At 47.0% G+C, this 26,712-nt stretch carries 20 protein-coding genes and 1 pseudogene; 13 read left to right on the plus strand and 8 right to left on the minus strand.

Translation table 11 applies throughout. From position 1 onward, the window contains the following. Positions 1–86: 86 nt before the first annotated feature. A complete protein-coding gene (locus PUQ60_RS03940) occupies positions 87–1,475 on the minus strand; it encodes a uracil-xanthine permease family protein (RefSeq protein ID WP_273378795.1) in 1,389 nt (462 codons plus the stop codon). Between the two features lie 292 nt (positions 1,476–1,767). On the opposite strand from PUQ60_RS03940, the gene PUQ60_RS03945 reads away from it, so the two are divergent. Beyond that, positions 1,768–3,096 (plus strand): Na+/H+ antiporter NhaC family protein, encoded by a 1,329-nt coding sequence (locus PUQ60_RS03945; RefSeq protein WP_273378794.1) that lies wholly within the window; start codon positions 1,768–1,770, stop codon positions 3,094–3,096. 678 nt (positions 3,097–3,774) lie between these two features. On the opposite strand, the gene PUQ60_RS03950 is transcribed toward PUQ60_RS03945, so the two are convergent. Both PUQ60_RS03950 and PUQ60_RS03955 read right to left on the minus strand, forming a co-directional pair. Then, entirely contained in the window at positions 3,775–4,350 is a 576-nt protein-coding gene (locus PUQ60_RS03950) for a chromate transporter (RefSeq protein WP_273378792.1), read from the minus strand. Continuing rightward, positions 4,347–4,889: a chromate transporter gene (locus PUQ60_RS03955; protein WP_273378790.1), complete on the minus strand. Its 543-nt coding sequence runs from the start codon at positions 4,887–4,889 to the stop codon at positions 4,347–4,349. The genes PUQ60_RS03950 and PUQ60_RS03955 overlap by 4 nt, the downstream gene beginning before the upstream one ends. Before the next feature lie 228 nt (positions 4,890–5,117). On the opposite strand from PUQ60_RS03955, the gene PUQ60_RS03960 reads away from it, so the two are divergent. Then, positions 5,118–6,056 (plus strand): LysR family transcriptional regulator, encoded by a 939-nt coding sequence (locus PUQ60_RS03960; protein WP_273378789.1) that lies wholly within the window; start codon positions 5,118–5,120, stop codon positions 6,054–6,056. A 418-nt stretch (positions 6,057–6,474) separates the two neighbouring features. Then, a pseudogene (locus PUQ60_RS03965) lies at positions 6,475–6,750 on the plus strand (amino acid ABC transporter ATP-binding protein); the annotation flags it as partial. A gap of 112 nt (positions 6,751–6,862) precedes the next feature. On the opposite strand, the gene PUQ60_RS03970 reads toward PUQ60_RS03965, so the two are convergent. Beyond that, on the minus strand, positions 6,863–7,774 hold the full coding sequence (locus PUQ60_RS03970) for a LysR family transcriptional regulator (RefSeq protein WP_273378786.1): 912 nt from the start codon (positions 7,772–7,774) through the stop codon (positions 6,863–6,865). A gap of 287 nt (positions 7,775–8,061) precedes the next feature. Here PUQ60_RS03970 and PUQ60_RS03975 point away from each other — a divergent pair, with 287 nt between their 5' ends. The 4 genes from PUQ60_RS03975 to pepD all read left to right on the plus strand — a co-directional run bounded on the left by PUQ60_RS03975 (position 8,062) and on the right by pepD (position 13,463). Then, a complete protein-coding gene (locus PUQ60_RS03975; RefSeq protein ID WP_273378784.1) occupies positions 8,062–9,126 on the plus strand; it encodes a hypothetical protein in 1,065 nt (354 codons plus the stop codon). Positions 9,127–9,168: 42 nt separating this feature from the next. Further along, complete coding sequence (locus PUQ60_RS03980; protein WP_273378782.1) at positions 9,169–10,782, plus strand: OPT/YSL family transporter; 1,614 nt, start codon at positions 9,169–9,171, stop codon at positions 10,780–10,782. Positions 10,783–10,809: 27 nt separating this feature from the next. Then, positions 10,810–11,874 (plus strand): hypothetical protein, encoded by a 1,065-nt coding sequence (locus PUQ60_RS03985; RefSeq protein ID WP_022360655.1) that lies wholly within the window; start codon positions 10,810–10,812, stop codon positions 11,872–11,874. A gap of 140 nt (positions 11,875–12,014) precedes the next feature. Continuing rightward, positions 12,015–13,463 (plus strand): beta-Ala-His dipeptidase, encoded by a 1,449-nt coding sequence (gene pepD / locus PUQ60_RS03990; RefSeq protein WP_273378779.1) that lies wholly within the window; start codon positions 12,015–12,017, stop codon positions 13,461–13,463. 75 nt (positions 13,464–13,538) lie between these two features. Here pepD and PUQ60_RS03995 read toward each other — a convergent pair whose 3' ends face one another. The 3 genes from PUQ60_RS03995 to PUQ60_RS04005 all read right to left on the minus strand — a co-directional run bounded on the left by PUQ60_RS03995 (position 13,539) and on the right by PUQ60_RS04005 (position 16,901). Beyond that, positions 13,539–14,537: an isocitrate/isopropylmalate dehydrogenase family protein gene (locus PUQ60_RS03995; protein ID WP_022360657.1), complete on the minus strand. Its 999-nt coding sequence runs from the start codon at positions 14,535–14,537 to the stop codon at positions 13,539–13,541. A 173-nt stretch (positions 14,538–14,710) separates the two neighbouring features. Beyond that, positions 14,711–16,024, minus strand: coding sequence for an SLC13 family permease (locus tag PUQ60_RS04000; protein WP_273378776.1), 1,314 nt, complete (start codon positions 16,022–16,024; stop codon positions 14,711–14,713). A gap of 13 nt (positions 16,025–16,037) precedes the next feature. Beyond that, entirely contained in the window at positions 16,038–16,901 is an 864-nt protein-coding gene (locus PUQ60_RS04005) for a DUF6282 family protein (protein WP_022360659.1), read from the minus strand. A 211-nt stretch (positions 16,902–17,112) separates the two neighbouring features. Between PUQ60_RS04005 and PUQ60_RS04010 the strand changes: the two genes are divergently transcribed. Next, entirely contained in the window at positions 17,113–18,033 is a 921-nt protein-coding gene (locus PUQ60_RS04010) for a LysR family transcriptional regulator (protein ID WP_022360660.1), read from the plus strand. 6 nt (positions 18,034–18,039) lie between these two features. On the opposite strand, the gene PUQ60_RS04015 is transcribed toward PUQ60_RS04010, so the two are convergent. Further along, positions 18,040–20,019 (minus strand): LacI family DNA-binding transcriptional regulator, encoded by a 1,980-nt coding sequence (locus PUQ60_RS04015; RefSeq protein ID WP_273378772.1) that lies wholly within the window; start codon positions 20,017–20,019, stop codon positions 18,040–18,042. Positions 20,020–20,399: 380 nt separating this feature from the next. Between PUQ60_RS04015 and PUQ60_RS04020 the strand changes: the two genes are divergently transcribed. The 5 genes from PUQ60_RS04020 to PUQ60_RS04040 all read left to right on the plus strand — a co-directional run bounded on the left by PUQ60_RS04020 (position 20,400) and on the right by PUQ60_RS04040 (position 26,677). Continuing rightward, the gene (locus PUQ60_RS04020; RefSeq protein WP_273378771.1) at positions 20,400–21,428 is read left to right on the plus strand and encodes a sugar ABC transporter substrate-binding protein; all 1,029 of its coding nucleotides are present in this window, start codon (positions 20,400–20,402) and stop codon (positions 21,426–21,428) included. A 99-nt stretch (positions 21,429–21,527) separates the two neighbouring features. Next, the gene (locus PUQ60_RS04025; RefSeq protein ID WP_273378769.1) at positions 21,528–23,036 is read left to right on the plus strand and encodes a sugar ABC transporter ATP-binding protein; all 1,509 of its coding nucleotides are present in this window, start codon (positions 21,528–21,530) and stop codon (positions 23,034–23,036) included. After that, positions 23,036–24,022 carry an ABC transporter permease gene (locus PUQ60_RS04030; protein ID WP_107001726.1) on the plus strand — a complete coding sequence of 329 codons (987 nt, stop codon included), beginning with the start codon at positions 23,036–23,038 and terminating at the stop codon, positions 24,020–24,022. Before PUQ60_RS04025 ends, PUQ60_RS04030 begins: the two co-directional genes overlap by 1 nt. Positions 24,023–24,141: 119 nt before the next feature. Continuing rightward, positions 24,142–25,617 (plus strand): glycoside hydrolase family 32 protein, encoded by a 1,476-nt coding sequence (locus PUQ60_RS04035; RefSeq protein WP_273378762.1) that lies wholly within the window; start codon positions 24,142–24,144, stop codon positions 25,615–25,617. Positions 25,618–25,714: 97 nt separating this feature from the next. Then, positions 25,715–26,677, plus strand: coding sequence for a carbohydrate kinase (locus PUQ60_RS04040; protein WP_022360666.1), 963 nt, complete (start codon positions 25,715–25,717; stop codon positions 26,675–26,677). Positions 26,678–26,712: the final 35 nt, after the last annotated feature.

Consider the following 26,712-nt stretch of genomic DNA (forward strand, 5'->3'; position numbering starts at 1 on the left):
TCTTATGGGTAGTATGTGGAAATGCAGGCGGATTATACATCTGAAATGGTTCGTCCCACTTTTAGAACTGAAAATTTTTGCGTTTTTTATTCCTGCCGTTTCTTCGGATTCGGATTGATCGCCACACCGCGGTTGATGTCGCCCTGTAAATTCTTGCCGAACTGGTAATCATTACCCGGAAGAATCACATTGAGCAGAACGCCCGCAATCGCTGCGATCGCAAGACCTGTCAGGGTAACCGAGGTTCCTGCCGCCTCAAAGGTCAGACCGCCGGAGAATCCCAGCCCGCAGACCAGAATTACCGCAGCGATTACCAGGTTCCGGGATTTGGTTAAATCCACCTGGTTTTCGACCACGTTGCGGACACCGATCGCGGAGATCATACCGTATAGCATGAAACTAACGCCGCCGATGATGGCAGACGGCATCGAACCGATGACCTCTGCCATCTTCGGAATAAAGCTCAGAATCACAGCAAAGACAGCTGCAATCCGGATGACACGCGGGTCATGAACACGGCTTAATTCCAGAACGCCCGTATTTTCACCGTAAGTCGTATTGGCAGGACCGCCAACAAGTGCCGACAGAGATGTTGCGATACCATCGCCGACCAGCGTCCGGTGCAGTCCCGGATCCGCAAGGAAATTTTCTCCGACCGTCGCAGAGATCGCCGACATATCGCCGATATGTTCCATCATCGTTGCAAGCGCGATCGGCGCCATTACCATGACCGCCGTCGGGTCAAATTTGCACAGCTGGAACGGCGGAAGTCCGACCCAGGAAGCCGTCGCCACCTCTGAGAAATTCAGGATCGCACTTCCGTCCGGATTTGTCATTCCCATCATCTGGAAGACTGCTGCCGCTGCATAGGAGATCACAACGCCCATCAGAATCGGAATGATCTTGAACATTCCCTTGCCCCAGATATTAAAAACGATGATAGTTCCCAGCGCGATCAACGCAATCAGCCAGTTTGTCGATGCGTTGGCGATCGCGGACGGCGCCAGTGAAAGACCGATACAGATAATGATCGGACCTGTCACAACCGGCGGCAGATAGTGCATGACGCGCTCCACGCCTGCCAGCTTGATGATCAGCGCCAGAATCAGGTACAAAGCGCCTGCAACCACAATACCGCCACAGGCATAGGGAAGCTTTTCTCCCATGGTCATATCTGCAAATATACCTGTATTCAGATTCGCAACCGTCGCAAATCCACCCAGAAAAGCAAAGGAAGAACCAAGGAAAGCCGGCACCTTAAACTTAGAGCAGGCATGGAAGAACAATGTACCAAGTCCTGCACACATCAGGGTTACCTGGATAGAAAGTCCCTGCCCCTCAAAATAGGTGTTAACCAGAATCGGCACCAGAATGGTCGCACCGAACATGGCGAACATATGCTGCAGTCCCAAAAGCAGCATCTTCGGCAGACCTAAGGATCTGGCATCCTTGATAGCCGTGTTGTTTTCATTCATAACGATATACCTCCATTTTATTCAGCATACTTTTCTTTTCCGATCATATTTTCTATCGTTTTTGCATGCGTTTCTCCGTCTTTCAGAATATCGTTTTTACAGGCTTTCGTCAACCTTTTCGTTACAGTTACACTGTCTTCTTTACTTGCCTGAACTCCATTCTTATGGTAAGATTAAATAATGTACTTTACCGCCTTATAGTGCCAAAATCACGCTGCTGTCTGCATTCCCTGCAGCCGGCTGCAAATATCCGGCCTATTACGGCAAACATATAGAAAGGCTGAAAATTATTATGAAAAAGCAAAAACTATCTTCCCTTCTGCCTATCGCTGTATTTCTGATCTTTTATCTGGGGCTAGGAATCTGGTCAGAATATATCATGAAAATTCCGATGGGCTTTTACAACATTCCGATTGTTGTCGCATTTATGCTGGCGATCCTAACGGCCTGCTTCCAGAACCGTTCTCTTTCCTTTGACCGGAAACTGGAGCTGATGGGGCAGGGCATCGGAGATAAGAACATCATCACCATGCTTCTCATCTTCCTGACAGCCGGAACCTTTGTCGGTGTCGTAGGACGAAGCAGTGCGGAAAGTGTTGCTTATCTGATGCTGTCTCTTATCCCGGCCCGTTTTTCCGTCGCCGTTCTCTTTGTGGTAGCCTGCTTTGTCTCTACCTCCATGGGAACCTCCGTCGGAACCATCACCCTGATCGTTCCGATTGCCGCTGCCGTATCTGAGACCTCTGGTTTCTCTCTGGCCCTTTGCGTTGCATCTGTCATCGGCGGTGCCATGTTTGGAGATAACCTCTCCTTCATCTCCGATACAACCATCGCAGCCTGCAACGGTCAGGGATGTGCTATGAAGGATAAATTCCGTGAGAACTTCGGCATCGCACTTCCGGCTGCCATCGCTTCCCTGGCACTTATCCTGGTCGTTTCCTTCCATCAGGATCCGGGAGCTGCCATCACAAAACCATACAACCTGATTCAGCTGATCCCCTATCTTTTGGTATTAGCAGGCGGCATTGCCGGTATTCAGGTATTTGTCGTTCTGTTAGTCGGAATCGTATCCGGTGCCATCATTATGCTCGGCTCCGGCCAGACTACTCCCTGGGAAATGCTTACCAACATGGGGTCCGGTACTTCCGGCATGTTTGAGACCAGTATGGTTGCCATCTTAGTTGCCGCTATGTGTGCACTGATCCGTGAAAACGGTGGCTTCGACGTTCTTCTTAACGTTATTCATCGCATTTTCCGTGGAAAACGCGGCGGTCAGTTTGGTGTCGGCCTTTTAGTTACCCTGCTGGATATCGCAACTGCCAATAACACAGTAGCTATCGTTATGGCCAACCCTATTGCAAAGGAAATTTCTGAAGATTATGGCATCAGTGCCAGAAAGACAGCCTCCCTTCTGGATACCTTTTCCTGTATCTCCCAGGGAATCCTGCCTTACGGTGCTCAGATGCTGGTAGCATTATCGGCGGTTCATGAGCTGGGCTATGAACTGTCCGCCTTCGAGGTTATGCCGCTTCTGTTCTATCCGGGCATGCTGTTTATCAGCTCCTTGATCTGTATCTTTCTGCTTCCGGAGCGCGGAGACCGTGCCAAGGCAAAAAAATAACAGCGGAACCCTTTCCACTGCACACATAAACGCATTAAGGCATAAAAAAGAGCTGTCCGACTTTCTCGTCATCAGACAGCTCTTTTATGAAATATCCCGAAGTTTCACTATATAACCTCTCTTTCTTTTATATTTTGTTTTAAATGTGCTATGGACCTCTTCCTTTCATATGAATCTCCTCCTTTGATTACATGTATCTATGTAAACTCTTTTAGAGATTGTATGATGATGGATTCCATCGATACCGATTTTTATCTTTTTATTTATTGGATAAATTCGGTTTTTAAAACCATGATCATGTTTTTTAGTAACTAACTATCCCATTGGACCGTCCTCCTTGTTCCTTATTTCGTCCTAGAAACTATGGTAACCGTTTGTTGGGGTTATCTCTGTTTCTTTTGATGGTTTTATTCTACTAGATAATTTTCATTTTGTCAAGCATTATTTCTAATTATTTTCCATATTTTTCTTTATTTATCTGATTATATTTTTGTAATTGTTGTGTATTTCTGTTTTATTTGTTCTGTTTCTAACTATTATTGCGCTTTACGATCGCGTTTTCCTGTATTTTTTGTTTTATAGGACGAAGCTTCCTATGACAAAAAAGAACCACCCCAAAAGAATATGCCGATACCGAACTACCTCTTCTGGAAATGGTTCTATTTTCTTCTATCTTCCCTAGTGGAACTGGAACACGATTCCGGCCACAGCCGCCACCACGATATAGAGGATCGGGTGCTTTTTCCATTTAACTAAGCCGTACCAGATCGCAAGCGACAGTACGATCGCTTTCCAGTTGATGATGGAAAACAGCTCGGAAAACGCCAGGCTGCCATCCTCGCCGACATGGAGGAACGCTATCTTTGCCACGCCGATACCTGCTGCCGCAATCAGGGCGGTAGATGCCGCGCGCAGACCATAGAGGGCATTCTGTACGATCGAAGAGGATTTAAACTTATCGAGAATCTTCGAGATAATCACAATGATGATGACCGACGGCAGCACCAGTGAGAGAGGCGCTGCCAGTCCGCCGAGAATCCCTTTAATATGGAAGCCGACGTAGGTCGCCATGTTGACGCCCATCGGTCCCGGTGTGGACTCGGAGACAGCGATCATGTTGGAAATATCACTAAAAGTATACCATCCTGTCTCCTTGGAAATATTGTAAAGGAATGGCAGAGTCGCCAGTCCGCCGCCAATCGCAAACAGTCCGCAGCAGAAGAAGCGGAAGCCTAATTCAAGCATCAGCATCATTTCTTTTCCCCCTTTCCGCCCTTCAGTACAATCCCGATCGCACCCGCCACAACAACAAGAAGCGCCGGAGAAACCGATGTAAACAGCGCCAGTACAAACACAACCGCCGCAATCGCGATCGCTCCTTTATCAACCAGCGATTTCTTCGCCAGCTTGACAACCGCACTGCCGATCAGCACACAGACGCAGGCGCGGATGCCTGCAAAGGCGCTGCTCACAAAGCTAAGTTCAATAAAGTTAGAAATAAATGCCGCAATAATCATAATGATGACAAGCGACGGCGCAATGACTCCTAGTGTCGCCGCAATCGCCCCCGGAATTCCCCGATTCTTATAACCGACAAACGTCGCCGTGTTGACCGCGATGATACCCGGTGTACACTGACCAATCGCGTAGTAGTCCATCAATTCTTCATCCGTCGCCCAATGGCGTCCATTGACTACCTCTTTCTGCAGCATCGGCAGCATCGCATATCCGCCGCCGAAGGTAAAACCTCCGATTCTGGCAAACGTCAGAAACATATCCAGCAGTTCTTTCATTTCTGCCCACTCCCTTCCGTATTATCCCTACACTTTTATTTCTCTGGAATTTCCAGTATATACCTGCTTATGTATCATACCAGAATTCAAGGAGCCTGAAAAATACCATTCGGATATAGAATGTATATCGAAAAAATATAGTTCTCCTGTTATTCTATCGGATTTTGTTATATAATATATCTGCCATACACACAGTTTTCCAACGAATCCGAACAGGAAGGAGCATTTATGGAACTTCGCCAGTTATCCTACTTCGCCACCATCGTCAACGAGGGAAATATTTCCCAGGCAGCCAAAAAACTGAATATCTCACAACCGCCGCTCAGCCACCAGATGAAGCTTCTGGAGTCAGAACTGGGTGTGACGCTGTTTGAGCGCGGTTCCCGCCGCATCCGACTGACACCTGCTGGAAAGACGTTCTACGACCGGGCGCTTGCGATCCTCGATCTGAGCCAGGCTGCCCGCACGGAGCTGACTGCACAGAAACAGGAGATTCAGGGCGTTGTGCGCCTTGGCATCATCTCCTCCGCCGTCGAATTTGTGACCCGGCATTATCTTGCCCCATTCCGGCGATCCTATCCCAAAGCCCTGTTTGAACTCCATGAGTCCAATTCCTACCACCTGCTCGATCTGCTTCACTCCAACCAGATCGACCTCGCCGTGATCCGGACGCCATTTGCCAAAGCCGGGCTGGAGATGCAGACACTGCCGCCGGAGGCATTTCTGGCGATCGGGCGCGAAATGATCTGGAGCCATTACAAGGAATGCCCGAATGCCCTTCTGACTGATATTCCTGCTTCCGAACCACAAAAAAGCCATACGCCCACATCTCTTCCCCTCTCTGCCCTCACCCGCGCGCCGCTCATCCTTTACCGCCGCTGGCAGCCGCTGATTCTGGGATATTTTGAGGAACAGGCGCTGGAACCGAACATCGTCTGCATTGCCGACGATGCCAGAACCGCCCTTTTATGGGCGTCCGAAGGGCTGGGCATCGCGCTCGCGCCTGAATCTGCCCTCTGTTTAAATTCCGATCCCGCCCTGATCCGTCGGATCATCACCCAGCCGCAGATCCACTCAAGTATCTGTCTGGTCAAACGGAAGGAACGGAGTTTATCGCTGGTGGGGGATGCGTTTTTCCAAAGTTTCCATGCCACCGCTATTTCATAAATATGAATTTTATCCTATAAATTCAATTGACTTTACATTTTTTTCATTGACGTGTTTGTACGAAATCAGACATTTATCATACGCTGAATATTTTTTCATATATTACCGCATTCTGTTTAATTTTTCCAGCAAATTACTTTCGATATCGTTTTTTAATATAAATTACACAAAATTTTCAATATGTAACACAAATGGCAGATTTTTTTAGTTGACATATCGATAAACCGCACATATAATTGGCATCAATTCAGGAAAAGCAGAATAAACATAACAGAAAATAATTGCAAGGGCGCATCTCTTTTACGATGGATGCGTCCTTGTTTTTATTTATATGGCAACTGATCACGTGCCGGCTTACCGCGGGCACAGCTGAAAAAGAGGAGGAAATGTAAAGCCCGTCACTCTCTCCGGCGGACAGATGCAGCCAAAAGCGCTCCTCTTTGACGAACCGACCTCCGCACTCGACCCGGAGCTGGTCGGAGAGGTTTTAAACGTCATGAAGGAGCTGGCAAAATCGGGAATGACGATGGTCATTGTCACCCATGAGATGGGCTTTGCCCGTGATGTTTCTGACCGGGTGCTCTTTATGGCAGACGGCTATGTGGTTGAGGAAGGAAAGCCAGAGCAGATCTTTACCGCCCCGCAGCATAAACGGACCAAGGCATTCTTATCAAGACTGCTGGCATCTGCGTAGACCCACTATCAAAAACATAAGTGTCGACAGCCGCTTCGCGATCAATAAGATTGCGGAGCGGCTGTTTTCTGCCATAGGAAACCTCGTTCTATGTGCCATGGCACATTCCTTCTTATAAATTCAGATCTCCCAGACTGGAAAGATAATGTTTGCATATATCCAGGAATTCCCTGTTTTTTTCAGCGAAAAAGCTGTTCTTCATCCATACATAGTTAATGAAGTTTTTGCTTTTAAAATCGTTAATAAAAATCTGGCTCATAACACCGAGATCCAGTTTTTTCTGTACGACAAACTTGTATACAAATGAGAGACCAACATTTTCAATGACAAGATTGTGAATGGTATTGATGGTTCCGACTTCTACAAAAGAGGCGAAATTATGTATGTCCTGATTGTAACCGTGAAGAATAGAACGCAGATTGAAATAGGATTTTGAACCTTCTTCTCTGAAAATCAACCGATAGGGATTTAATTCTTTAAAATCTACGGTTTTTCCGGCCAGCGGATGAGTGGGAGCGCAGATGCAGATGGTTTCAGACTCGAATAATTCGTGGCATTCATATTCTTCCGGTGGACAGTAGGTATCCACAATACAAGCCTGGATTCTTCCGTTTGCTAATTGAACTAACAAGTCATCAGATTCTCCCATATAGATGCTGACCTTTTTTTCAGGGTATTTGTTCAGATATTTTCCCATTACTTTTGCAGCAAATGTTTCTCCGAATCCAGTCAGGGAACCTAGTTTGAAAACGTCAGGTTCGTTGATGGGGACAGAAAGCCGGTTTTTTATGATTTCTGAATCAGCCTGTACAGATTGGGCATATGAGCGGAGGAGACGTCCTTGATCGGTTAGGTGAAGTCTTTTTTTCTCATCATAATAAAATAGTTTTGTTCCGTAATACTGTTCCAGATATTTGATGTGCTGAGTTACGGCTGGTTGAGTCATATGAAGCTTTTCAGCGGTTTTGGTATAATTTTTCGTTTCACAGAGCTCTAAAAAGGTACTGAGCTTATAATTTAACACAGATATACTCTCTCCTTTCTGCGTGAATATCTGTATAAGGCGTTTAGTGGGGGTGGCTATATCAGATGTGAAATAACTCACATTTAGTAGCAAGAATGCCTTGGTATTCTTGAATTTGTAGACCGAAATTCAGACTAAAGTCTGTATAATACAGATTTATCACTTTATAAAATAACGTGATTTCATTTTATTTGATTTATGTGCTAAAATCAAGACAAAGAAAAATATTTCTCGTGAATTTCAAAATAGTATACTTAAAATTATGAATGTTAGGGAAAGGAGGAACTATGGAATACCCGATTGGAATTGAGATGTCGAAGGACTATTTATCGTATGAGGTCAGTAAGGCTGCGTACAAGCTGGTGCACGATGTTATGCTGGTGCAGCCGGGAGAGAACGTAGTAATTACCGGAGATACCTCTACGGATAAACGTGTACTGGAAGCTCTCATGAGTGCAGCTTATACTGTTGGAGCCAATCCGCTGCTTGTTTTCGCACCGACCAATTTAAATACCTATTCAGAACCGGCGGCTCCGCTTGGAAATGCAGTTGCTGTTTCAGATGTCTGGATTGAGTTATCATACGGTTCCATCTTCCTGAGTGATGCATGGAAGAGAGCAATTGATTTTGGCTGCCGTTACATTAATCTTACCGGTATGGATGCAACCATGATCGTGAATTGTATCGGAAGAGTCGATGTTAACAAGGTAGTAGAGCTGGGAGAGGTTTTAAAGGCTAAATTAGAGGCAGGAAACGATATTATCATTAAAGATAATAATGGAACTTATTTAACAGCCCAAAATGAGGGAAGAAAAGTTCGTCACTCCGGTCAGCTGGCAACCTTTAAGGGGTATCCGTTCATGATGGCTGGCCAGATTAGCTGGTGTCCAATAGAGGAAACGATTAATGGAACCCTTGTATTCGATGCTGCGATTTTCCCGCCGACCGACATGGGTGCAATTTCTGAAAATGTGAAACTCACCTTGGAAAATGGACGTGTAACTAAGATTGAAGGCGGAAAAGAGGCCGAACGTTTCAGCGCATGGCTGCATTCGTTCAACGATCCGAATATGTTCCGTTTGGCACACTATTCACTCGGATTCAATCCGGGCGTTATGAAACCAACCGGACGTATCGTAGAAGATGAACGAATTTTTGGATGCATGGAATTTGGTATTGGAAGTCAGGGTAAAATGATTCGCGGAAGCTACTGGACAGCAGCTTCTCACACAGACGGTGTAGTATCGAAACCTACAATTATCGTAGATGGCGTGACAATTGAGGAAAACGGAAAATATGTGGATCCGCAACTTGCTGAAATCTGCAAGCAGATGGGAGTTGAAGGATATTAATCTATAGTCGTTAACCTTATAACAGAGGAAAGGAGGAAGTTTATGAATAAAAAACACCCATCCGCATATGATCCGGCCATTATGTTGTTAAATATTTTAGTTTCTGTGATTGGTTCAATCATTGGTCTCGAGTTAATTGCCAGATTGGGAATCAGTACAAACACATCTATCATCGGTGCACTGTTTGCGATTATTATTGCCAGAATTCCGTTGAAGGTGTTCCAGAAATATAAAGATATTAATACCCAGAACCTTGTTCAGACAGCTATGTCAGGTGCAACGTTCGCTGCTTCAAACGGTATTTTCTTATCCATCGGTATTCCTTATCTGTTAGGAAGACATGATCTGGTTATTCCAATGCTGGTAGGTGCTTCATTAGCAGTAATCATTGATGCAACGATTCTTTATAAGGTGTTTGATACAGAGATGTTCCCGGCAAAGGAAGCATGGGCACCCGGTATTGCAGCAGCAGAGGCTATGCTGGCAGTTGCTGAAAAAGGAAAGAACTCCGTTATCCTTATGATTGGTATGGTTGGCGGAATCGTTGGAAAGATTTTTGGTATTCCGACCGATATCCTGGGTGTAGGCTGGATTGGAAATATGTGGGCTCTTGGTGCATTTGGCGTGGGCCTTCTGATTTCCGAATACACTCCGAAATTCTTCAACATCAAACTTGGTGATTATTATGTACCTCATGGTGTCATGATTGGTGCCGGATTCGTTGCTCTTATCCAGATGATTCTGATTCTTCAGAAAAAGAGCAAGAAAGAAAAAGAAGCGGCAGCAGCTGAGGCTGCAACTGGAAAGGTAGAAAAGAAAGAATTTACCAGAAGCTTAAAGAGCATGAAGTTCTCCCTTGCAGAAGGTTTTGGCGCATATATTCTGGTATCCATTGTTATGGCAATTATGTGTGGATTTTCGGCAGATATGAGTGCTGGAATGTTCGTATGGTGGATTATCTTTGCAGCCCTTTCTGCAATCATTTCCGAGCTGATTGTTGGTATCTCCGCCATGCACTCCGGATGGTTCCCGGCATTTGCAACAGCTTTCATTTTCCTGATTCTTGGAATGCTGTTTGGATTCCCACCGGCACAGCTGGCAATCCTGGTTGGCTTTACTTCTGCAACCGGACCGGCCTTTGCTGATATGGCGTATGACCTGAAATCTGGTTATATTGTCAGAGGCAACGGTGAAGATGTTCCGTTTGAGATGGAAGGAAGAAGACAGCAGTATATTGCAAAAATGGTCAGTGCTGTAATTGCAATTCTGGTTGTTCTCTTTACTTACAAAGCATATTTTGAAAAAGGAATGCTCGCACCGGTTGATGCTGTATATGTGGCAACTATTGATGCAGGAACTAATATGGCAGTAGCAAAAAACCTGATTATCTGGGCTATCCCGGGAGCACTTCTTCAGGCAATCGGCGGTTCAGGCCGTCAGTTAGGTGTTTTATTTGCGACAGGTCTTCTGATTGCTTCTCCGATGGCTGGTATTACAGTACTCGTTGGTCTTTTGATTCGTTACATTGTAGTTAAGAAATATGGTGATCTTGGACAGAGTAAACTGTATATTCTGGGTGCCGGATTCATTACCGGTGCCGCCCTGTACAGCTTCTTCAGCTCCACGATGAACCTTGGAAAGAAACTTAATAAATAAAAATATATATTATAGGAGGAACTTATTATGGAATATCCCGTTGGCGTAGAAATGTCAAACACCTACTTATCATTTGAAGTAACAAGTGCTGCTTTAAAACTGGTACGTGATTTCATGCTTGTAAAAGAGGGTGAAAATGTAGTTATCACCGCTGATACATCTGCAGATTTCCGTGTGGTTGAGGCGGTTGCAGGTGCAGCATATTCAGTTGGTGCAAATCCGGTTATTATTCACTATCCGACTTCCGGAAAAGCGTATGAAGAACCGATTCGCCCGGTTGCAGATGCAGTAGTGCATGCAGATGTATGGATTGAGTTAGCATACTATTGCTCTATGCATACTCCTTGCTTTAGAAAAGCAATGGAGAATGGTGCAAGATTTACTTGCTTAAATGGTATGGATGTTATCATGCTGGTAAATACGGTTGGCCGTGTTGACTATGATGTCCTGATTGAATTTGGTGAGTATCTGACAGATAAAGTTCATCGCTCAAATGAAGTAATTGTTACGGATAAGAATGGAACAAATTTAGTTGGCTACAATCAGGGACGCGGCGTTAAACATTCTGGACAGAGAGCAACCAAGAAGGGCTATCCGGTTATGTTAGGCGGTCAGGTAAGCTGGTGTCCGGTAGAGGAGACTATCAATGGTAAATTAATTTTTGATTCTGCTCTGTTCCCACCGGATACATTAGGTCTTCTTAACAGTAATGTAGAGCTGACCCTGGAAAAAGGTGTTGTAACAAAAATAGAAGGCGGAAAAGATGCTGCTATCTTCGAAAAATGGCTGAATAAATTTAATGACCCGAATATGTTCCGTCTGGCTCATTATTCCATCGGCTTTAACCCGGGCGTAACCAAACCTACCGGACGTATTGTTGAGGATGAGAGACTCTTTGGATGTATCGAGATGGGTATCGGAAGTCAGGGAGCCAGCTTAATGGGAGCTTGCTGGGATGCTGCTGCTCATACAGATGGTATTGTTTCTAAACCGACGATTCTTCTGGATGGCTATAAGCTGGAAGAAAACGGAATCTATGTAGATCCGGAAGCAAGAAAATTCTGTAAAGCACTTGGCGTTGAAGGATATTAATCATTACAATGGTAGTAAACATACCTAAATAATACCTCTAATTGGGAAAGGGCGCTGTCAGAATTGTCAGCGCCCTATTATCTCAAAAGCGTTTATCCTAAATTTTCGTATCAAATTGTATGTACGGGGAGATTATATTTATGGAAAGACAATCTAAAAATGAAAAGCTGCTTCAATATTTTAAAGATATCTGCCTTATTCCGAGACAAACCGGTGACGAGGAAGCGATCAGCCAGTATCTGCTCGATTTTGCAAAAGCCAGAGGCCTGCAGGCAGAACGGGATGCCCATCATAATGTGCTGATTCGGAAACCGTCAACGATTCCTGGATATAAGGGACCAACGGTTATTGTGCAGGGTCATATGGACATTGTCTATGAAAAGAGCGCAGATAGCACTCATAAGTACGAAGATGGTATCCATGTTGTGGAAGAAGATGGCTATTTGAAATCAGCGGATGGAACCTCTCTTGGTGCTGATAACGGACTGGCAGTTGCTTATGCAATGGATTTGCTGGATCGAAATGATCTGCCGCTTCCGGCCCTGGAGATTTTAATTACTTCCAGTGAAGAAGTGGGCCTAGAGGGAGTTAAACATCTGGAACTTACAGATGTCAAAGGAAGCTATCTGATTAATTTGGATGCAGAAGAAGAAGGTGTTTTCTTTACAAGCTGTGCAGGAGGAGTCAGAACTGATCTTTCTCTTCCGCTGAAATATACGGGCTCAACGGAAGATATTACATATACATTAACATTATGTGGATTAAACGGAGGACATTCGGGTCTGGATATAGCTCTTGGAAAAGCAAATGCAATTCAGCTTGTGGGAAGAATTCTTTATCATATTGCTCCATTTGCACGTATTTCTTCGCTGGATGCGCCTGGAAAAGCAAATGCAATTGCATCTAAGGGAACGATTGTTATGCACACATCAAGCCAGGACGAAGAGGCATTATTAAAAGAACTCTCTAAACTGGAAGAAATGCTGAAAGCACAGTTTTCTGAAACAGAAAACCTGTCATTCCGCCTGGAGAAGGAAGAGCAGAAAAAAGAGGTAACTGTGTTTACAGAGGAAACGGTGAATTTGATTATCGAGGCAATTACGTTTCTTCCGTGCGGCGTTATCAGCCGAACCAGAGAAAATGTGGAAATGGTACAGACATCTTCTAATATAGGCAGTATGACGATTCAGGATGGAACACTTGAATTCCTGTGTTCCGGAAGAAGTTCTGTGAAATTAGAAAAAGCACAGTTAAAAGAAAAAATGCAGATATTATCGAAGGCACTGGGAATGAACTGCACCTTCCATGGTGATTATCCGCAGTGGGAATATCGTAAAGAATCTAAACTTCGTGATATTTGTGCGAAGACATACCGTGAGTATTCTGGAAAAGATGCTGTTTTCACAGGAATTCATGCCGGAATTGAATGTGGATATCTGGCAGAAAAACTGGGAGAGCATATCGATATGATTTCCTGTGGGGCAAATCTTTATGATGTTCATACACCGCATGAAAAAGCAGATGTGGAATCTTTCTATCGGATGGAAGAAGTAATTATTGCGATCCTTCAGGAGATTGCAAAAGCTTAGTGTTTAGCACAATATAATATATTAAAGCCCCGGAATCAAAAAATTCCGGGGCTTTTGCTGTGCATGTATGAAGTTTTACAGTCTCGCAATTACTGCGTCCACATATTCCTCGGTGGTTGCAGTTCCATGCAGATCTCTTGTCAGGTGCTTGCCTTCTGCCAGAACCTCATCCACAGCCTTGCGGATGCGTCCGGCGGTCTCATTTTCACCTAAGTACTCTAGCATCATGCAGGCAGACCAAAGGAATGCGGTCGGGTTTGCCAGGTGCTTGCCTGCAATATCCGGTGCGCTGCCATGTACGGCCTCAAACATAGCATAGTCAGAACCGATATTGCTGGATGGAACGAGTCCCAGGCCTCCGATCAGGCCGCTGCACAGGTCCGAAAGAATATCTCCGTACAGGTTCTGCATTACCATAACATCAAACTGGTTTGGATTCATGACAAGCTGCATGCAGGTGTTATCGATGATTTTATCATCACCTTCAATCTCCGGATATTCCTTTGCAATCTCTTTGAAAATGGAAAGGAACATGCCATCGGACATTTTCAGGATATTTGCCTTATGAATACAGGTTACTTTCTTGCGTCCGTTCTTTTTCGCATACTCGAATGCATCGCGGATAATGCGCTCGCTTGCCTGTCTTGTAACAATCTTAATTGCATGAACTGTATCCGGATTTACCTGTTCCTCTACACCAACATAAAGACCTTCTGTATTTTCGCGGAAAATCACGATATCCACATTCTCAAATGGAGTTTTTACGGCCGCGTTGGACTTAACCGGGCGGATATTGGCATACAGGTCATACTGTCCGCGAAGTGTTACATTCAGGGAGCGGAATCCTTTTCCAACCGGAGTCGTAATCGGGGATTTTAAGAGTACTTTGGTGCGCTCGAAGGAAGCATACGCTTCCTCTGGAATCAAAGCACCGTTGCGTTTCCACTCATCCTCACCAACATTGAAAATTTCATATTCCAGCGGTGCATCTGCCGCTTTTAAAATCTTTAACACATTATCAACTAACTCCGGACCGATACCATCGCCGCGAAATACTGTAATTTTATGACTCATTTCTTTATCCTCCTTCTTGATTTTCCCAATCGTAACTGTTCAGTACCTTCACAGTCACGCGCAGTAAATGCGCAGACCTACTGAACAGTTACTTCCAATCTTCATATTTTATCGAAAGCTGCCAGAACAGGCTGACAGCTTTTCGAACAAACAACTTCCCAATTAAATTTCCCTTACAGAACAACCGCTACAATCAGGTTATATACCGCACAGCAGATAACGCTGATCGGCACTGCCACAAAAAGCAGGCGGTTGAACAGGTGATTTCGGTCTTCCTCGTTTCCGCAGGAACCAAGAATCAGGCTGCCGCCGGATGAGAACGGGCTGATCGCACTGCTCTGTGCACCAAGGATCGTGCAGGCAAAGAGTGCTGCCGGATTTAATCCGGTTGCTGCCGCAAGTCCCGGAATCAGCGGGAACAGGGCCGGTGCTACAACACCTGTCGTAGAGCTGAAGAAACTCATAAATGCGCCTACAAAGCTGAATGCCAGCGGAATCAGGGCTGTCGGAACATTGGAACCAATCCATGCGGATAATGCATCAATGGTACCGGCCTGAACTGCAACGGCGATAAGCATGCCGGCTCCGGCAATCATGAGGATGGTGTTCCACGGAACACGTGCAATCACTTCCTTCTGCGGTGCCAGATCAAAGAGCAGTGCGATGATGGTAAAGCAGAATGCCACCAGTCCTACATCAACCTTTCCGGCAATTTTTCCAATCAGTTCATTGCCAGGAACCGCCATCTTTAAGAGCGGGAATATCAGGACAATCACCATCATCAGAATCATTAAATGCAGGGTTGTTTTCTGTTTCTTGTCAAACGGCTCCGGGCGATTGAACGTTACGCCTTTTCCGATACCGCGGTTGCTCTTGAAACCGAAACGGAAAATTGCAATCAGAATCAGGGAAAATACAATCGCGAAACCAAAAATTTTCATTTCATCTACAAAGGAATTCGTTGCTTCAAATGCCGGTTCTGCTTCATAAGCAGTATCAATCAGACCGCGGAATACGACACCCAGCGAAGCTGTGGGGAAGTTTCCGCCTGCCAGTGCACCGCAGTTGATCGCCACCGCGCCGGTCAGCTTGTCCATCTTTGCTTCCTCACAGATAAGGATGGTAATCGGTGCCAGGAATGCCAGAACGGTAAAGTATGCAGCACCCATAACAGAAAGTACAACTGCTACAAAAAATAATGCAAAAGGAAGCATGCCCGGAAACTTACGGCACATATAGAGAAGACTGGCCGACATTTTTTCAAGGGTTCCATTCACAGCTGCAAAGTTGTAAAACAGTGATACTGACAGGATGACGAACATGGTGCTGACCGGCCAGAAGCCAATCAGTTCTTTTGTTTTCAATCCCATGCCAAAACAACCAATCAGGTATGCAAAGGCAATACAGAAAAATCCCGTATTGATTTTCGTTTTATATCCCAATATAACGGCAACCGCAATGGATGCCACCAAAATTGCACTTAACATATGACGCGTCCCCCTATTCTTCGATGCCCAACAGTTTTGCCGGAATAGTGTGTGTCATATGGTACACGTGTTCTTCCGGAATTCCATGATCTACCAGATACTGCATATATTCTGCCAGCGCCAGCTCCCAATGCGGGTTTTCTGTCTGGCCGCCATCGGTATCAACCATGACATTTTTATAGCCAACCTCTTTGATGAGTTCCAGGTTGTCTGCCAGATTGCTCTTATACTTTCCGCCGCCCATGTTCTGTGCATAGCAGCGCTCTAAGATAACGTCATAATCCTTTACCAGGCGAAGCTGATCCTCATGGCTCATGCCTACAATCCACCATTCAGGATGGGTTACAACGATGTTTTTTACTCCCATATCCCGTGCAGCTTCCACAACAGTGAAAATCTCCTCCGGTGCGATGTGAGCGGTTCCCAGTACCGCATTGTGGTCGCGGATCAGTTCCAGCACGGAACGAAGCTCCGGCACGATCTTTCCATCTTTTACGACCTCCACGCTCTGGCTCAGATCCTGGTTCATCTTCTGCATATGGTTCTTCGCCGACTGGGTCGGAAGCCATACCACCTTTGCTCCCAGGCGAAGCGCCACATCGACTGCCTTCGGATTGATGCCGCCGACTACCTTATTTAAGGTAATACTGCCAAACATCGTAAAATTGTTCGTTTTCCCGTGTACAATCTCGTTGTGGCGGTTGCACAGATACGCCCGATCCATCGTGGTTCCCTGATGCGTCTTGATGACGATAGCGCGTGCCCCAACCCGGATCGCCGCCTCCATCAGTTCGAAATCATCATACGCCCGCAGACGCAGATCTGGATTCGTGTGAACGTGCATGTCGATAACACCCTTCATTAAATCCTGTTTCATCTTGCTTATTCCTCCTATTTATAATCGTCCACAGAGGCTTTTTCAAAGCTGTGTTCCCTCGCCGGATTCCGATTCGATTTTCCAGCCGCTGCTTCAGTCTCTGCCATTGATTTTTGCTTGTTTTTATCTTATACTATTTTTGTTATAGGAGAAAGGCAAGATTTGTTATACCAGATATCGGAAATTCCGATATCTCGTGAGGGGGATTCTCATGGATTTAAAGGAACTAGACTATATCGTAACCGTCGCTAACGAGGGAAGCATCTCCCGCGCAGCTGAAAAACTGTTTATGGCGCAGTCGAGCTTAAGCCAGGCGGTCCGCCTGTTTGAACAGGATCTGGGGACGCCGATTTTCGTCCGTACTGCCCGCGGGGTCCGTCCAACCTCTGCCGGGGAGGCATTTATTTTCCATGCCAGACAGATTTTACAGCAGTACCAGGAGGCGCGCAGCGAGGCTTCGGATATTGAAAATTTAAAGGGCGGCACTGTCATTTTCGGCATCAGTACCTACCGAGGAACCTACCTGCTGCCGCCGGTCCTGAAAAAATTCCATGCCCTGTATCCACGGGTTCATGTGGAGATCTGTGAGATGGACAGTATTGATCTGGAAAATAAGATTTTAGAGGGACTTTTAGATCTGGCGCTGATAGCCGCGCCGCCGGTTCGGATCAAACACGGTGTGGATTTCTTGATGCGGGATGAGATCATGATCGCCACCACCGCCGACCACCCGGTCATGGCGTTTGCGAAGCCATGTGAATCGGAGCCGGAACAGATGTGGATCGACCTAAAGGACACCGCACCATTTGAGTATATTCTGGGACCGCCCAGCACCGTCCTCGGACGGACTGGCCGCCGCTCCCTGCGCGAGGCTGGCGTGGAACCGCTGGGACTCGACACCTACCTCTCCGCCTCCTTCGCTGCGGCGATGGCGCGGGAGGGAGTCGGACTCGCATTCACCTACCGTTCCTGCCGCATCATGCGGGATGAGTTCCGCTATCTGCGGATCGGGAAAGATGGTATTTTCCTCGATCTGGCGCTCGCTTGGCCCGCTGGAAAATACCGCTCGCGGGCGGCGATGGCGCTCGCGAAGCTGTTTCAGGAGATGGCGCCGGAGCTGCTGAAGCGGTGAGCTTTTTTACCCCAACTCTTCCGGCAGCGCCTCAAAGAAAATATCCTTCCAGGCACGTTTCAGCTGTTTTTCATGAACTACATAGGGCTGCACTCCAATATATTTAGGAACGTTATCACTGACCAGGGATTTAGCAACTGCAAGAGCGGCCGCTTTTCCCTGGTCATATGGTCTCTGGGTGCTGAGTCCTTTTACAAATCCTTGATTCATTTCTTCTGCAATCTCAAAATCCAGATCCGTGGTAAAGACAGCAATATCTGTCCGGTTCAAAGCTTTCAGGGCCTTGATGGCGAGCAGGGCGGGGCGGTCCCAGCTCACATAGAGCGCCTGGATATCCGGGTGCTCGTTTATCATCTCATAGCATACCTTGTAGGCATTTTCAATTTGAATAAATCCCTTTCTGGCAGTGATTTCAATGTCGGGATAGGATTCCCTTAATATTTTTTCGGCACAGTTATCACGCTCGGTAGTGCCGTAAAACATGGCGCCGTGGATGATGAAGCCGACTTTGGCGTGCGGTTTTTCTTTCAGGTATTCGCCGATCATGCGCCCTGTATTGGTGCCATTTTCCCGCTCATTGACGGAGATACATGAGACGTAATTGTTCCGGCTGAAATTCTGCGGGACATTGCTTAAAAAGACCAGCCGCGTCATTTTGGACAATTCCTGAAATGCCGGACCCGTCTGGACATCGTCGGTGGGGATGGCGATGACGGCGTCCGGGTGCTGCATTTTGATGCTTTCGAGCTGCATATTCTGGAGGGCAGGATCAAAATGGGCGTCCATGGTGGAAATAATATCGATTCCGTACTGTTCCAGTTCATCCCGGATGCCTTTCTGATGCAGGGCAGCCCAGGCAGTTCCAGTGCAGTGGAAGGAGATGGCGACGCGGTAATTTCCGGTTCGCAAAAGCTGTTTTTCCTCCTTGGAGAGCCGGATGCTGTCCGGAGATACGGCGTGTTCACCGAGCGGTCCGTTGTCGATGATCCGGGTGGAATCGCGCAAAATCAGCTCTACATCTGCGTAGTGGGTCAAAGGTGCGCCGGAGAGGTGGTTGATCTCGTCAAAGAGTGCCTGCGAGGCGAGTTCTGCCATCTGGTCGATATCCCGGTGGATGCAGGATAGCGGTGGGGCGGTCAGCTCGCACCAGAGCATATCGTCAAATCCGATGATGGAAATATCGCGCGGACAGTCTTTTCCCAGCTCCCGCAGCGCCTTGAGAAGAAACATAGTCAGCCTGTTTCCGCCGGCGATGATGGCGGTGGGGAGATACCGGGTGATGCTTTTCTGAATATTCAGGCTGATGGTATCACTGGACTGATACAGATTGATCTCCGCGATGCAGGAACTGCTCAGGGTATGGTTAGCGGAGAGAAGTGCCCGCTCATATCCGGCAATCTTGTCCTGTTTGGCGAGGCTGTCTGTTTTTTCTACCAGAAACAGCACATTTTCGTGTCCGCTCTCAAAAAAATAGGAAGTAGCGGAGTGAAATGCTTTGGTGTAATCAAAAAGAATCCGCGGTGTGACATCGTCATCGATGAATCGTTCGACACAGACAAACGGGATACCGGATTCATATAGAAATGAATAGGCAGCCGGATTGCTGCTTGCCGGGGAGAGAAAGATGCCGATGGTCTTGGCACTGGAGATTAAGTTTTGCAGGATGCTTTTCTCCTCTTCCGGGCTGTCGTTGGTGGCGGCGGTGTAAAACTGATAGCCCTGGCTGGTCGCGTAGGACTGCAGCTGATTGCACAGATCGCAGTAGAGCGCGCTCTTGATATTTGGAAAGACAGCGACAATCTGCGAACTGCGTCCGCTGCGGATTTTACGCACCTTTTTTTTGATTTTTTCAGAATATCCACTTTCTTCAATAATAGCTTCGATTTTATCCACCAGTTCCGGGCTGACGTAGCGCGTATGGTTGATAACATGGGAAACGGTGGCGATGGAGACGCCTGCCTTTGCTGCGATTTCTTTGATGGTCATAAAACTCCCCCTTGCTGGTGCGGACTTAGTACGGCTGTTCCTGTGCGGCTGGATTCGAATTTGCCGCAGTTTTGTGTTTCTGTTTTTTGATTATAGCACAAAAATAAAGGTAAAACGATAAGATAAACAAAATTTACGTAAAAAATTAAAAGGAACAGTAGAAGTGCATAAATATCAATAAAACAGGATGAATATATCGCTGAAATTAGTGCAATATGCCAAAAGAGTATTGACGAAAGGGCATGGAATAGAGTAATATCTAGATATCAGACAGGGAGACTCCTTTCAGAAAGAAATTTTTACGTAAAAATAAAAAGAAAACTATAACAATCCGTTTGAAATGCACTAAACAGTGATGAAGTAAGAGGAGGATCAGATTTATGAAAAAAAGTCTTAGATTTACAGCAGCAGGTCTTTCAATTTGCATGATGGCAGCAATGTTGGCAGGATGCAGCTCTTCCAGCAGTACCGATACAACAGCGGCAGCTGATGCTTCTGAGGCAGCGGCAGATACGCAGGAAGCTGAGGCAAAGACCAGCGATTTATCGTTTGCATTCTGTACGAATACTTTAAACAATACTTTCCAGAGTTCCATTGATGCAAAGCTCAGCGAGCTGTGCAAGGAAAACGGCATTTCCTACACCTGCCTGGATCCAGATTATGATTTAAACAAGCAGCTCAGCCAGTTATCTGACTGTGCAAACAGCGGTTACGATGCAGTGTTTGTTATCCCGGTTGACTCCGCAGGTATTACCTCCGGACTGGCTGAGATTGCAGACGCAGGCATTCCGATTTTCAACGTAGATACCGCAGTCATCGATGATGATATTGAACAGTTCGTGACACAGTTCGTTGGAACCAACGCATACATGGCAGGTCAGTTAGTGGGCGAGCAGATGACGAAAGATTATCCGGATGGCGCAAAGATTGCAGTTCTGGATTTCCCGTCCAATGAAAGCTGCGTGGATCGTGTCAATGGTTTTCTTGAGGGTCTTGGCGATCAGAAAGATAAATTTGAGATTGTAGCACAGCAGGATGGCGGTGCAGCGCTCGATCAGTCGATGGGACTGGCTGAGGATATCATCACAGCAAACCCGGATCTGGAAGCATTCTTCTGTATCAATGACCCGTCTGCCCTGGGTGCGGCAGCAGCTATCAAGGCAGCAAACAAGACCGGCGAGATCGGTGTATATAGCATCGATGCATCCCCGGATGGAAAACAGGCACTCTTAGACGGCGAGTTCACCGCAGTTGCATGCCAGGTTCCGCTTCAGATTGCAGAATATGCATTTGACGCAGCTGAGAAATATGTAGGCGGCGATACCGCAATCGATGAGAAGAAAGTATATCTGGATTCCCATCTGGTAGAGAAAGAAGAGGCAGAGAAGACTCTGAACGACTGGCAGTAATGAACTGCGAGGAAGCTTAACAGTTACGTGAAATAAAATAAAACATGGAAAATGCGGCGATGGGGTTCATTGCCGCATTTCTAAAAAACGGAGGGTTCTATGGGAAAAACAATTCTGGAAATGATAGATATCAAGAAAAGTTTTTCCGGGATCTATGCATTGTCAGGGATCAATTTTTCCCTGGAAATGGGCGAGGTTCATGCGCTTCTGGGAGAAAATGGAGCGGGTAAATCAACGCTTATCAAGGTCCTTGGAGGAATTTATAAACCGGACAGCGGAACAATCAAGATTAATGGTCAGGAAGTTGAGATAAATGGTGTTTCGGACGCCCAGGAGAAAGGAATCGGAATCATACATCAGGAGATCGTCCTGGTTCCGTATCTGACGGTCGCGCAGAACCTGTTCCTGGGACGGGAAATCAAGACGAAATTCGGCACCGTGGATATGCGGGAAACGAACCGCCGGGCAGGCGAGATGCTGGCAAACCTCGGGGTCAATATCCACCCGGATACGCTGGTAGAATCTTTGACGATCGCCCAGCAGCAGATGGTTGAGATTGTAAAGGCGGTATCCTTCGACGGACGGATCATCGTCATGGACGAGCCGACGTCCTCCCTTTCCAATGACGAGGTAGAACAGTTATTTGGAATCATTGAGAGATTAAAAGCAAAACAGGTAAGCATTATATATATTTCCCACCGTATGGAAGAACTGTTCCGAATCTCGGATCGGGTTACCATCATCCGCGATGGCGCCTATGTGGGAACGAAAAAGACATCGGAGACGAATGCAAACGAGCTGGTAGCCATGATGGTAGGACGGGAGTTAGAGAGCTTCTATGCCAGAGATTACAACGATCTGGAACATGCAGAAACGGCATTGGAAGTGAAGAATTTAACCTGTGAGGGTGTGTTTTCAGATATCAGCTTCCGGGTAAGAAAGGGAGAGATCCTGGGATTTGCGGGTCTGGTCGGAGCCGGACGAAGCGAGATCATGGAATGTATCTTTGGAGCCAGAAAATACCAGAGCGGAACCATTCTTTTAAATGGAAAGGAAGTCCGCTTCACGACACCGATCCAGGCAATCAAGGCGGGCATCGGACTGGTGCCGGAGGATCGGAAAAAACAGGGACTTGTCCTTGGCAATACGGTCGGTTTTAACCTCACGCTGGCATCGATTGACTCTTATATTAACGGAATTGCCATCAGCGACCGGAAATGTCAGGAAGTGATTGATTATTATAAAGAAAAGCTTCATATCAAAGCAGTGGCAGACCGGGTGGAACTGGTGGAAGCAGGAAGCCTTTCCGGCGGAAACCAGCAGAAGATTGTCCTTGGAAAATGGCTGGCAATCAAGCCGGATGTCCTGATTCTGGACGAGCCTACGAGAGGCGTCGATGTCAATGCGAAGTTTGAGATTTATTCCGTTATTAATGAGCTGGCGAAGGCGGGTATCGCCGTTATCATGGTATCCAGCGAGCTGCCGGAGATCATCAATATGTGCGATAACGTATGTGTCATCAAGGCGGGAAGAATGACGGGAATGCTCGGAAGAGAAGAACTGGATCAGGAGAAAATCATGCAGTATGCAGCAGGAGGCGAAGAGTGATGAACGGAAAGAAAAGTACAGCAGGCAATTCGGTACTCTCGGTATTTACCGGAAATACAGGAATTATTGGAGTGCTGGTTATCTTATGTGTGGTAGTCGCACTGGCAACGGATAAATTTTTGACACCGAGCAATATTATTTCAGTGCTCAGACAGATTTCCATTAATACATACATTGCACTGGGAATGACATTGATTATCATTCTCGGACACATTGATCTGGCAGTTGGCGCGATCGTAGCGATGAGTGGAACTCTGACCGTAGGATTTGTAGTCAATCAGGGACTTCCGATTGGCGTGGCGATTGCGGCTGGCATCATCATCGGCGTTGTGGCTGGTCTGATTGATGGTATGGTTGTATCGAAATTCCGTGTTCCGGCATTTATCATTACGATGGCAATGATGAATGTCTGCAACGGTATTGCGTATGTATATTCGGGCGGACAGTCCACCCGTATTACGGATAAATTTTTCATTGCAATCGGAACGGGTTATCTGTTTAACATTATTCCGCTGCCGGTTGTCTATATGGTTATTTTAATTATCGTATTTAGTTTTCTGCTTTCTAAAACAAAATTTGGTACTTATGTGTATGCAATCGGCGGAAACCGTGAGGCGGCGCGTCTCTCTGGTGTTCCGATCAAGAAAGTGGAGATCATCGTGTTTACATTGTCGGGCGCCCTGGCGGCGTTTGCAGGTCTGGTTCTGGCATCGAGAATGTATTCCGGACAGCCGTCCGTCGGAAGTGGCTATGAGATGGATGCGATCGCAGCCTGCGTCCTCGGCGGAACCTCTATGGCAGGCGGACGCGGACGTATCAGCGGCACAGTATTCGGTGCGATGGTAATCGGTATTATTTCCAATGGTCTGAATCTGATCGGTGTCAGCTCCTACTGGCAGCTGATTGTAAAAGGTCTGATCATTGCCTGCGCGGTTGTACTGGATTCCCAGAAAGGAAATCTGGCACTTTTAAGAAAGAAGAAATAATTTTTTATTACAGTTCAGCCATGCTGGACCCACCGCGCTTCTTGTTTTCATGAATATGGAAACGAGAAGATGTCATAGCTGAATTGTAACAGTTTTTTTGATAGAGAAGGAGAGCAGATATGGACTTTTTCAGAAAAATGTCATTTGCGGATTCAACCGGTGACGCGATTCCGTTTTATCATGAAGGTAAATATCATATTTTTTCACTGACATCCCCGCCAGGAACCACGGTATATCCGGCGAGACTGCGTACTACCTGGAGCCACTCTGTTTCGGAGGATCTGGTACACTGGGAGGAGCTGCCGACAGCACTGTATCCGGGCGAGGGCGATGAGCCGGATGCGTCCGGCGTGTGGACGGGCTCGGTTATCTATGGCGAAGGAAAATATCATGCATTCTATACGGGTTACTGCCTGACGGCAGAATATCAGCAGACGATCTGCCATGCGACGAGCGAGGATGGTATCACCTGGACGAAGGACGCGGCAAACCCGGTTATCACGCCGATGATAGAGTTATATGAAAAGCTGGACTGGCGCGATCCGTATGTATTTTATAATGAGGAAGATAAATGCTATTGGATTCTGATCTCGGCGAGACGGCTTGATATGCCGGTGACAAGACGCGGCTGTATCGTCCTGTACCGCTCGAAAGATCTGGTAAACTGGGAGTATTATGGTCCGTTGTATTCGGCAGGCAATACGAATTGCCCGGAATGCAGCGAGATGTACAAGATAGGCGATACCTGGTATCTTTCCTATTCCCGCTTTTCCGAGTTTGGCAACACGATTTACCGCACTTCCAAATCTCCGTTTGGACCGTGGAAAAAGCCGAAGAAAGACGGCATCGGCGGACGCCGCTTCTACGCAGCTAAATCCATGCAGGATGACAACGGGCGCCGTTTCTACTTTGCCTGGGAGCATGACCGTGCAGAAAACAGCGACCGCGGCGAGTGGTACTGGGGCGGCACGTTCTGTATTCCGCATGAGGTCGTTGCAACGTCAGACGGACAGCTGGATGTGAAGCTTCCGGAAGAGTATGTAAACTGCTTTAAAGAGAAAGTTGACTGGAAATACCTTCCGGTCATGGGAGAATATAAGCTGTATGGAGATACAACGGTTGAGCTGGATGGATGCGGGACAACCTCGTATGGTTTCCTGGAGCAGCCGGAAGAAAAGTTCCTGTTTACCGGCACGGTGATCCCGAAAGAAGCGAATGATTCCTTCGGAATCCTGTTGAAATCCGACTGGGAGGCAAGCGGCTGCCTGTTCTTAGAGTTTGATGTGGCGATGCAGCGAGTGTCCCTTCTGTCCCTGCCGATGGGAGTTGACCCGTTTTGGGAGCAGTCCTGCCAGGCGGTTCCGAAGGCAACCGAACCTGGACCGGATGGCGTTCGGGTGGCTGAGAAGACCTTTGAGATTAAAGATGGACAGGCAATTGATGTAAAGATTTCGGTCGATCATGATATGGTTGAGGTGTTCGTGGGCGAGCAGGTGGCATTTACCTATCGTATTTTCCGGAAACCGGAGTACGAGATCGGTCTGCTGGCGCAGGACGCGAAAGTAGAATTTGCAAATATCGCGATTCGGAAGTAAAATTCCTTGTGAGAGACGAATGGATGTGGCTGTCCGCCTGTGAGAGGGCTGGATGGCGGCACCATTGATATAACTTGTAATACGGAGGATGATTCGTATGAGAATAAAAACAGACATCACAGCGCTGGGAGAGCTTCTGATCGATTTTACTCCAGCAGGCGTTTCACAGCAGGGAATGCGTCTGTTTGAGCAGAATCCGGGAGGTGCGCCGGCCAATCTGCTGGCGGCTGCTGCGAAATTTGGAAGGAAGACAGCATTTATTGGCAAGGTAGGTAAGGATATGCACGGTGATTTCCTGAAGGAAACCCTGATCCGGGCAGGTATCAATACGGACAACCTGATTCAGGATGAGAAGTATTTTACCACGCTTGCATTTGTAAGCCTGAAAGAAAACGGGGAGCGCGAATTTGCCTTTGCGAGGAAGCCGGGGGCAGATACGAATCTGTGCATGAAAGAGATCGATCCGGAGATCCTGGAAAATACGAGAGTATTTCATGTCGGTTCCCTGTCGCTGACCGATGATCCATCCCGGACGGCAACATATGAGGCGATCAATATTGCTAGAAACAGCGGTGCGGTGATTTCCTACGATCCGAACTACCGGGCGGCGCTCTGGAGTGATCCGGAGACCGCACAGCTTCGGATGCAGTCGCTGATTCCCTATGTAGATATGATGAAGATTTCGGATGAAGAAACCTCGCTTCTGACCCCGTATCAGGACCCAGAGGAAGCGATTCAGTATCTGCTCCGTCAGGGAGTGCACCTGGTGGCAGTGACGCTCGGAAGAGATGGCGCCCTGATCGGCAATGAAAATGGAATCATAAAAGCAGAGGGCTTTTCCTCCCATGCGGTCGATACAACCGGCGCTGGTGATTCCTTCTGGGGAGGTTTTCTCGCCTCCTATCTGCAGGAAGAAACCTCGCCGGAACACCTGACCCGGGCGCAGATGATTCAGTTTGGCAGGGTCGGCAACGCGGTGGCAAGCCTGTGCGTCGAACGCCGCGGCGGAATCTCGGCAATTCCGGAGATGGAGGAGATTGAAGAGAGGCTGAGAGGCTAAAAGAAAAGATAGAGTAAATAGTTGGTAACTAGCCT

Source organism: Clostridium sp. AF02-29 (assembly GCF_934835585.1).
GTDB lineage: Bacteria > Bacillota > Clostridia > Lachnospirales > Lachnospiraceae > Otoolea > Otoolea fessa.